At 68.2% G+C, this 9,496-nt stretch carries 8 protein-coding genes; 1 reads left to right on the top strand and 7 read right to left on the bottom strand.

Annotated elements, in window-relative coordinates:
* Positions 1 to 331: 331 nt before the first annotated feature.
* The gene (locus J3U95_RS26820) at positions 332 to 1,063 is read left to right on the top strand and encodes a helix-turn-helix domain-containing protein (protein WP_208281578.1); all 732 of its coding nucleotides are present in this window, start codon (positions 332 to 334) and stop codon (positions 1,061 to 1,063) included.
* A 52-nt stretch (positions 1,064 to 1,115) separates the two neighbouring features.
* Here the strand turns inward: J3U95_RS26820 and J3U95_RS26815 are convergent, their stop codons facing one another.
* Genes J3U95_RS26815 through gspL form a run of 7 tightly spaced genes read right to left on the bottom strand, consistent with a single transcriptional unit; the run spans position 1,116 to position 9,491 of the window.
* Positions 1,116 to 1,868: a hypothetical protein gene (locus J3U95_RS26815; protein WP_208281577.1), complete on the bottom strand. Its 753-nt coding sequence runs from the start codon at positions 1,866 to 1,868 to the stop codon at positions 1,116 to 1,118.
* A 4-nt stretch (positions 1,869 to 1,872) separates the two neighbouring features.
* Positions 1,873 to 3,093, bottom strand: a complete 1,221-nt coding sequence (gene gspF / locus J3U95_RS26810; RefSeq protein WP_208281576.1) for a type II secretion system inner membrane protein GspF — start codon at positions 3,091 to 3,093, stop codon at positions 1,873 to 1,875.
* A 29-nt stretch (positions 3,094 to 3,122) separates the two neighbouring features.
* On the bottom strand, positions 3,123 to 4,544 hold the full coding sequence (gene gspE / locus J3U95_RS26805; protein WP_208281575.1) for a type II secretion system ATPase GspE: 1,422 nt from the start codon (positions 4,542 to 4,544) through the stop codon (positions 3,123 to 3,125).
* Positions 4,545 to 4,547: 3 nt separating this feature from the next.
* Complete coding sequence (gspD, locus tag J3U95_RS26800; protein ID WP_208281574.1) at positions 4,548 to 6,959, bottom strand: type II secretion system secretin GspD; 2,412 nt, start codon at positions 6,957 to 6,959, stop codon at positions 4,548 to 4,550.
* Positions 6,959 to 7,732, bottom strand: coding sequence for a type II secretion system protein N (gene gspN / locus J3U95_RS26795; protein WP_208281573.1), 774 nt, complete (start codon positions 7,730 to 7,732; stop codon positions 6,959 to 6,961). The genes gspD and gspN overlap by 1 nt, the downstream gene beginning before the upstream one ends.
* A complete protein-coding gene (locus J3U95_RS26790; protein WP_208281572.1) occupies positions 7,729 to 8,247 on the bottom strand; it encodes a type II secretion system protein M in 519 nt (172 codons plus the stop codon). The genes gspN and J3U95_RS26790 overlap by 4 nt, the downstream gene beginning before the upstream one ends.
* Positions 8,244 to 9,491 carry a type II secretion system protein GspL gene (gspL, locus tag J3U95_RS26785; RefSeq protein WP_208281571.1) on the bottom strand — a complete coding sequence of 416 codons (1,248 nt, stop codon included), beginning with the start codon at positions 9,489 to 9,491 and terminating at the stop codon, positions 8,244 to 8,246. The genes J3U95_RS26790 and gspL overlap by 4 nt, the downstream gene beginning before the upstream one ends.
* Between the last annotated feature and the right edge of the window lie 5 nt (positions 9,492 to 9,496).

The raw sequence follows: 9,496 nt of genomic DNA, 5'->3' as shown, positions 1-9,496 counted from the left end.
TGGCGCCGCGTACCTGGAAGCTTGCTGCCAACCAGTTCGCCATCATGTTCGGCGAACGCTTCACGAACGCGATTAATTAACTACGAAATTCTGGCCCCGCACACAGAATTTCTGACAGGTCCACGCGTAGCTACCAAGCCCCCTGAGCATAGGCTTGCTCAATGTGGGTCTTCTGCGGCTGAGCGTTATTCGGCCGCGACATCAGGGATCACAATCCTGCACTCTACCCTGCTCCGGCTATTCGTCGGTTCTGGATGCCATTCGTCGCATACGCCTTGTTCACGTTCCCATTCAACGGTAGAGTCATCCGTCGTCATTCACTGCGGATTCTATGAGCTCACCCGACCTGATCCTCGACGCCCTGCGCGCCCGCCTGCGCGCGGCCGGCATCACCTACAAGCTGCTGGCCGAGCGCATCGGCGTGAGCGAATCGAGCGTGAAACGCATGTTCGGCCAGAAGGACATGGCGCTGTCGCGGCTGGCCGAGATTTGCCAGGCGACCGGCATCCCGCTGGAAGAGTTGCTGCGCGGCGCGCTCGACACCAGGCCCCAGCTGGATGCCCTGAGCCTGCCGCAGGAGCGCTCGCTGGTGGCCAATCCGCGCCTGCTCCTGATGGCGATCTGCTGCCTCGGTCACTGGAACGTGGAACAGGTCATCGACACCTACAAGCTGAGCGAGGCCGAGTGCATCACCCTCCTCGCCGAACTCGACCGGCTGGGACTGATCGAACTCAAGCCGCTGAACCGTTACCAGTTGCGGGTGTCGAATGCATTTCGCTGGCTGCCGGATGGGCCGGTGCAGCACTTCTTCCGCGAACACGTGGTGAAGGATTATTTTGCCGGGCACTTCGATGGTGCGGGCGAGGCGCTGATGTGCCTGCCGGCGCGGCTGTCGCATGCCAGCGCAAAAGAGTTGTCGCTCAAGATCGAGCAACTGGCGGCGGAACTGGCGCGGCTGCACCTGAACGACCGGCGCCTGCCGGCCGGGGAGCGCGACGGCTATACCTTGCTGCTGGGATTCAGGTCGTGGGAACTGGCGGCATTTACCGCGCTGCGACGCTGATGGGCTCGGTGTGGTGAAGAGGCGCTAAGGGCCTGGCGCCGCGCCGCCGCCCTTACTGGGTGATCGGCTGCTGGGTCTGGTTCATCGGCGGCGCATTCGGCGGCATCTGCACATTGTTGCGGCTCTGCTGGGTCGGATCGCCCTGCTCCGGCGGCGGATCCTGCGGCTCTTGCGGCGCCTGCTGTTGCGACTCTTGCGGCACTTGCGCATTCTCCGGCGTGGTCGGCGTGCCCTGCGGACCGCCGCCCGGTGGCGGCACGCTGCGCATCGTGGGCGGCGGGTTGACCACGCCCGGCGCGGTCTGCGGTTCCATGGCTGGCGCCGCTGCCTGCGGCATTTGCTGCTGCATCTGCTGCTGCATCATGCGCGGTTCCGGCGGCATGATCGACGTCGACTGGCCGGTATCCGCCGCCAGTTCCACCCGCTTCATCACGCCGCCGTCCGACAACATCACGTAGCGCCGGTGCACTTCGGCCACGGTCACGCCCGGCGCGATCTCGCGGCCGACGCCCACCGCCTTTGGCGGCTGGCCATCGGCCACCAGGATGACCGCGCTGTCGGCGCCGGCCGACACCACGCCGGTGAGCTGGAAATTGGAAATCACCGCCGTCGGCTGGCCGCCGAACAGCATTGCCGCCGCATCAAGGCTCGGCGGGGGCTGGGTGGCGACCGGCGCCGCCGCCAGCGGCCGCTGCTCCGGCTTGTACAGCTGCAGCACCCAGTAGGCGATCGAGGCCGCCAGCAGGATCAGGGCCAGCAGGCTGAGAAGAAGAGGCAAACGCTTGTTCATATTATTGACTGCCATGGTTTTACTGCACCAGCTGGTTGATTTCGATGATCGGCATCAGCACCGCCAGCACGATCAGCAGCACGACCAGGCCCATGGCCAGGATCAGCACCGGCTCGAGCAGGCCGGCGATGGTGAGCGTGCGGCGCTCGAGGTCGGCCTGCTGCGAATTGGCGGCGCGCTCGAGCATGGCCGGCAGTTCGCCGGTGATCTCGCCGGCGCGGATCATGTGCACCAGCATTGGCGGGAAATGTTTTTGGGCCGACAGCGCGCGCGCCAGACTCACGCCTTCGCGCACGCTGCCGGTGGCCTGCTCGACCAGTTCGCGCATCGCCACGTTGGACAGGGTTTCGCGGCTGGTGTCGAGCGCGCGCAGGATGGGCACGCCGGAACCGGTGGTGATCGCCAGCGTGCTGGCGAAGCGCGCCGTATTGAGGCTGCGCTCGAACTTGCCGTAGATGGGCGCCGTCAGCAGCCAGGTGTGCCAGCGCCGCTTGAGGTCGGGATTGCGCAGCGCGCGCCGCCACAGCCAGAACGCGCCGCCGATCAGGATCGCGCAATAGATGCCGTAGGCGCGCACGAAGTCGGAGACGGCCAGCATGACCACGGTGAGGAAGGGCAGCTTCTGCTTGGTGTTGGCGAACACCGAGACGATCTGCGGCACGACATAGGTGAGCAGGAAGATCACGATCGCGAACGCGACCACGGTCACGATCGCCGGATAAGTGAAAGCCAGCCGCACCTTCTGCACCAGGGCGTTGCGGCGCTCGATGTAGTCGGCCAGGCGCGACAGCACGCGCGATAATTGACCGATCTGCTCGCCCGATGCGACCAGCGCCCGGTAGATCTCGGCGAAATCGCGCGGGTGGTGCGACAGCGCGGTGGAGAATGGCGAGCCGCCGATGACTTCGGAGCGGATCGAGGCGATCAGGTCGCGCATATAGGCGCGCTCGGCCTGCTCAAGCAGCGCGGTGAAGGCTTGCTCGAGCGGCAGGCCGGCTTCCAGCAGGCTGGCCAGCTGGCGCGTAAACAGGGCCAGCTCGTTCTGCGACAGGCGCTCGCCGATGCCGCGCGCGCGGGTGACGCCCGAGGCGTCGACCTGGGCGGCGATCGCCTCGACGCTCAAGGGCGTCAGGCCTTGCGTGCGCAGGTCGGCGCGCGCCGCGCGCGGGCTGTCGGCGTTGACCACGCCCTTGCGGGTGGCGCCGCCGGCGTCGACGGCTTCGTAGCGAAATGCCGGCATCAGTCAGTTCCCATCCTGGTCCTCGCCTGTCAGTCCTTGGTCACGCGCACCAGTTCGGCGCGCGTGGTGGTGCCGTCCGCCAGCCAGCGTTCGCCGTCCTCGCGCATGGTCTTCATGCCGGTCGCCAGCGCCGCATCGCGGATCTCGGCTTCGGAGGCGCGGTTGTGGATCTGGGAGCGGATCTGCTCGGTGGTCTCGAGCAGCTCGTAGACGCCGACCCGGCCGTGGTAGCCCGTGTGGCCGCAGCGTTCGCAGCCGACCGCATGCCAGGTGGAACCGTCGAAGGTCTTGCATTGCGAGCAGAGCTTGCGCACCAGGCGCTGGGCCATCACGCCCAGCAGCGACGAAGACAGCAGGAACGGTTCGATGCCCATGTCCAGCAAACGCGTCACCGCCGAGGCGGCATCGTTGGTGTGCAGGGTGGCCAGCACCAGGTGGCCCGTGAGCGAGGCCTGCACCGCGATCTGCGCCGTCTCCAGGTCGCGGATCTCGCCGATCATGATCACGTCGGGGTCCTGGCGCAGGATGGCGCGCAGCGCTTTCGCGAACGTCATGTCGATGCGGGCATTCACCTGCGTCTGGCCGACGCCGTTCAGGTCGTACTCGATCGGGTCTTCCACCGTCATGATATTGGTGGTCGACGCGTTCAGGCGCGACAGCGCCGCGTACAGGGTCGTGGTCTTGCCGGAACCGGTCGGGCCTGTCACCAGCACGATGCCGTGCGGCTGGTTGATCAGGCGGTCGAACTGCGGCAGCATGTCTTCGGCCATGCCCAGGTGCGACAGGTCGAGGCGTCCTGCCTCTTTGTCGAGCAGACGCAGCACGGCGCGCTCGCCGTGGCCGGTCGGCAGGGTCGAGACGCGCACGTCGACCGGCTTGCCGCCCACGCGCAGGGTGATCCGGCCATCCTGCGGCAGGCGTTTCTCGGCGATGTCGAGCTGCGACATGATCTTGATACGCGAGATCAGCGAGGCGTGGATCGCCTTTTTCGGGCGCACGATGTCGCGCAGCGCGCCGTCGATGCGAAAACGCACCACCGAGGTCTGCTCGAACGGCTCGATATGGATGTCGGACGCGCCTTCGCGCAGCGATTGCGTCAGCAGCGCATTGATCATGCGGATCACCGGCGCATCGTCGGACGATTCCAGCAGGTCTTCGATGGCGGGCACGTCTTGCAGCAGCTTGGTCAGGTCGAGGTCGGCGTCGAATTCGTCGACCACCTGCGACGCGTCGCCGCCGCCGCCGGCATAGGCGCCGGCGATGGCCGTGTCGAGCTCGTCGCGATCGAGGCGGCGCAGCTGGATGCGGCCGAAACGGCGCGACACCTCGGCGATCGCGGCGGGCGGGGTGGCGCTGGAGACCAGCACTTCGACGCTCTGGCCTGGTTCGCCATTGCCGCGCGCCAGCACGCCGTGGTCGCGGGCAAAGGCATAGGGCAAGAGATTGTTCATGATTTACTCCCCGTTCGGTTGCTGCACCGGACGGGTTGGCGCGCTTGGCACTGCCGCGCCGGGCATGACCGCGCCCGATCCTGGTTCAGACACGCCTGCTCCCGGCAAGGTTCCCTGATGGCGCGATGCCGCGCCATCGTTGGATGCGCCCGGCGCCGCGTTCGGCGCCGGCTGGCGCTGGACCGGCACGGTCGCCATGCCGCCACCGGCCGGCGGCTGGCCCTCGACCAGCGGCGGCAGTTGCGGCGCGCCGAGGTCGCGCAGCAGCGGCGTCGATTCGAGCTGGGCCGCGGCGCCGGCCGCGCGCATGTAGTCGTAGCGGTCCATCGCGATCGAATTCGAGGCTTCCTTGCTGCGCACCACGACCGGCCGCAGGAACACCATCAGGTTGGTCTTCACGCGGCTGCGGGTGCGGTACTTGAACAGGTTGCCGATCACCGGGATGTCGCCCAGGCCGCGCACTTTCTCTTCGCCATCGCCCTCGCTGTCCTCGATCAGGCCGCCGAGCACGATGATCTGGCCGTCGTCGGCCAGCACATTGCTCTCGATCGCGCGCACGTTCGTGGTCAGGCCCGACTCGGCATTGCGGGTCGAGGCGTCCACGCTCGAGTTCTCGTGGTAGATCGCCATCTTGATGGTACCGCCTTCCGAGATCTGCGGCCGCACGCGCAGCAGCAGGCCCACGTCTTGCCGGTCGACGGTCTGGAACGGGTTGCCGCCGCCGGTGGTGCTGTTGGTCGCGAACGAACCGGTGATGATCGGCACGTTCTGGCCGACCTTGATGGTCGCCAGCTCGTTGTCGAGCGTGATCATGTTCGGCGTCGACAGGATGTTGGCGTTGCCGTCGGTCTCCAGCGCGCGCGCCACCGCGCCCAGGCCGAGTTCGCCGCCCACCTGGCGGAACAGCCCGAAAGTCAGGCCGCTCGGGAGCGTCGGTATCGTGGTGCCATTGGTGCCCGTACTGCCGGCCTGGCTCGCCGCCAGCGCCAGGTTGACGATGCTGTTGCCCGAGCCGCCGCCGGTGAAGTTCTGCAGGCCGCCGAAACGGTATTTGCTGTCGGAGTCGCCGGTGGCGCCGACCCACTGCACGCCGAATTCGGAGGCTTTGTTGGACGTGACTTCGACCACCAGCGCCTCGATATAGACCTGGGCCCGGCGCACGTCGAGCTGGTCGATCACGGAACGCAGGTTGCGGTACACCGCATCCGGCGCGGTGATGATCAGGCTGTTGGTCGAGGCGTCGGCCTGGATGAAGCCCGAGCCCTGGCCGCCGCCGCTCTGGGTTCCTTGCTGGCCCTGCTGGGCGAAGGTGTTGCTGGCGCCGCCGATGCCGGTGCCGCCCTGCATGCCCTGCTGGCTGCCGAGGCCGCCCTGCCCGCCCTGGCCCGCCTGGCTGCCGGTGCCGGAGGTGATCGAGCTGCCTTGCGTGCCTTGCTGCTGCTGCGGCATCGCCGATGCGTCCTGCGACACCACGGCGCGCAGGGTCTGGGCCACGCGGGTGGCTTCCGCATTCTTGAGGTAGACCACGTGGATATTGCCCTTGCTCGAGCTCTCTTGATCGAGGCGGGCGATCAGGCTCTTGGCCAGGTTGGCGCGCGCCTGCGACGGCGCGCGGATCACGACCGAGTTGGTGCGCGGGTCGGCCAGCACCGTGACCCGGCCCGAATCGCCGCCGGCGGCCGGTTCCATCAGGCGCGTGACGAGCTGGGCGATGTCGCTGGCGATAGCGTTGCGGATCGGGATGACGTCGAGGTCGGCCGCCACCGGCGCGTCGAGCGCGGCGATGATGCGCGCCAGGCGGCGCAGGTTGTCGGCATAGTCGGTGATGACCAGCGTGTTGTTGCCCGGGTTCGCCATGATCGAGTTATTGGGCGAAATCAGCGGACGCAGCACGGCGGTGAGATTGGCGGCCGACTCGTAGGACAGATAAAACACCTGGGTCGCGATCTGGTCGCCGGTGGCCTTGCTGGAGCGCACGCCGCCGACCTGGGTCGGCGAGGACTGCAGCTTGGCCTCGGCCTCGGGCACCACCTTGGCATAGCCGTCGCCGCTGGTGACCACCGCGAAGCCCTGCAGGCGCAGGGTCGAGGTGAGCAGGCCGAAGGCTTCGGTCTTGCTCAGCGATTTCTCGGACACCAGGGTGAGCGTGCCCTTGACCCGCGGATCGATGATGAAGGTCATGCCGGTGTAGTGGCCGATCGCCTTGATCACCGACTCGATGTCGGCATTGACGAAGCTCAAGGCGGCGGCGTTCGCGCTTTCTTGCGCCAGCGCGGGCAGCGGCAGCGCGACCAGGGTGGCGGCGCAGCACAGCATGGCGCCGGCGGCGAGGCGCTGGACACGCAACTGCAGGGCCGGCAGCTGCAGGGCCGAAAATTCGAGGGGCGCGGAGGTGGAGCGGTCTGTTTTCTTCATTATCTGAACTCGAGTGCGATTACGTTTTTGCCGTTCACCATCCGGCGCTGGCCCAGCAGGTTCAACATGGTCCCGAGCTGGTCCTCATAGCCGTCGGCGGCGCTGGCCTGGCCCGAAAAGCGCAGGCGTCCATTTTGCAGTACACCCGCGCCCGACAGCAGCAAAGCGCCGCGCACGGTGCGCAGGGTCAAATCGGCCTGCGGTCCACGCCAGTCCATGATCATTTCATAACTGCCAAGCGGCTTGATGGGCGACATGCGCGAACCCATATCGCTCATCGACAGGACGGTGCGCCCCTGCACCGTCACGGTATTCTGCTGGCGCAGCAGGTCGAGCGCGTTCCAGGACAGCCGGATGCGGCCACTCGGCGCCAGCGTATTGAGCGGCGCGCCCAGGCCCGACAGCCCCTCGGCCGGCAGCAGCAGCTCGCCGGCATTGACCTGCCACTGCGACCAGCTGCCCTCGACCCGCACCGGGTTGGCCAGCGCCTGGGAATTCTCCAGGGTCATGCTCACCTGGCCCAGCACCACCAGCGGCGACAAGGTCCAGGAGAAACGGCCCGGCAGCAAGGGCGTGACCGCACCGCCCGGCCCCGGCGCCCCGCCGATAAAGGCTGAGCCGCGCCAAAGCGTACCCTGCGCATCCCCCAGCGTCAATCGACCGCCGGTCTGGCGCTCGACCATCGGGCCGAGCCAGGCCGCCGGCAGGAAAGCCAGCACCGTCGCCACTACCGCCAGGATGACCAGCAGGCCCCACGTCAGCGCCCGCCTCATGAAGCCGGATCGCTGCGCTGGCGCAGCGTGAGCGTGGCGTCGACCTGGCCAAGCGCGGTCTGGGCGGAAAATTGCGCGTCTTGCACCATCAGGCGGCTCTCGCGCCGCTGGGCGTCGAGCCAGGCCATCAGGTTGGCGAAGGAAACATTGGTGAGCTGAACCTTGGTGTACTCGCCGCTCACCGACAGCGAGGCCGGCTTGAGGCCGCGCCCCGCCATGCTGGCGGTGAGCGACTCGTTCGTGACCGGGGTGACGGCGGGCGCCGGCGCGCTGGCGGCGGCCCGGGCTTCGTCGGCCAGGGTCTCGAGCTGGGCCGCCTGCTGGCGCAGCTCGGGCAGGGACCGGCGCAGTTGTTCGCGGCCGTCGAGCGCGGGCTCGAGCAGGACGAGATAGAACAACGCCAGCGCGGCGACCAGGCCGCCGACGATCAGGAATTTGCGTTCCTGCTCGGTGCGCGCGATCCAGTAGGCGGTTGCGCGTTCGCGCAGCCCGCTGATTTTGCCGGCGACATTCATTGCGTGACTCCAGGTTGCGAGGCGCCAGTGCTGCGGATCAACCAGGTGTTGGCGTCGGGCGCTTCCAGGCTGAGATGGCGTGCCGCCAGGGCCGGGCGCAGCTGGTCGGCGGCGCCGGGATTGGCGGACTCGGGTTTGACGCGCACCGTGAGGGCGCGTTCGCGAAACTCCATTGATGCAATCGCAGGCGGCGCGCCGAGGGCGCCGATGGCTTCGCCGAAGGCAGCCGCCATCCAGGTGAATTCATCGCCGCCCACCTCGCCGCTGCCGGCCCTGGCGCGCGCGATGTTCTGCTGCATCTGCGCCACCGGATCGATCGCCGGCTGGCCCGGATACACCGAGCGGAACGTCTGGCTCATCTGCTGGCGCACGGCGTCGGCCTCGCGCTTCAGTCCCAGCCACTCGACGTTGAGGCCAATGACGTTGACCGCCAGCGCCGCCAGGGCGAGGCGGATCGGCCAGCGCCAGCGGCGCCAGTCGCGCCGGGCCACGCCGGCCGTGCCCAGGCCGGGCACCAGGTCGAGCGCGGGGCCGACCGCGCCACCATTGTTGCTGCCGCGGGCGCCGGCGATCCAGTGCGCCCAGTTGTCGCTCTCGAGGGTGACGCCGGGACCGGCCTCGGCCAGCAGTGCCTGGTATTCGCCCATCTGCTCGTGCTCGACGTACAGCACCAGCGGCGCATCGCCGGCCAGCGCGCGCGCCGTCTGCAAGGCCACCACCGGGGTGCCGTCGAGCGCCAGGCCGAGGCCTTCGTACTGGCTCTGGCGCAGGATCAATTCTCCCTTGCCGAAGGCGGCGCTCACGCTGCCTGGATGCAGGGGCAGGCACAATTGTTCGGGCACGGCCACCACCGCCCGCGCGCCCATCTCCAGCAGTTTACGCACCAGCGGCTCGAGCCAGGCCTGCTGCACCACGGCCACCGGACGGCGGCCGTCGGCCATGGCCGGGCCGGCCACCAGCACGCAATCGAGAGGGTCGCCCAGGATGTATTCTTCGACCAGGGCCGGCAGCGCCGCGCGCAAGCGTGCGCCGGCCAGCGGCGGCGCCTGCACCGCCAGCAGGGTGACGTCGCTGGCGGCCAGGATCAGCACCACGCGCCGGCTGGCCGCGACCACGTCGCCCAGGTTGCGCAGCGCGCCTTCGCCCTGCTGTCCGATGGCGCCGTTATCGCCGACCATCGCGAACCTGCACAAGGCGCCCTCGCCTTCGCTCCTGGCCGGATGCCGGATATAAAGAGTAGTCAAACTGT

It is taken from the genome of Massilia oculi, from assembly GCF_017582745.1.
In the GTDB taxonomy this organism is placed as follows: domain Bacteria; phylum Pseudomonadota; class Gammaproteobacteria; order Burkholderiales; family Burkholderiaceae_D; genus Telluria; species Telluria oculi_A.
Note: the sequence above shows the minus strand (reverse complement) of the source record. Positions and strands in the feature narration are given on the sequence as shown.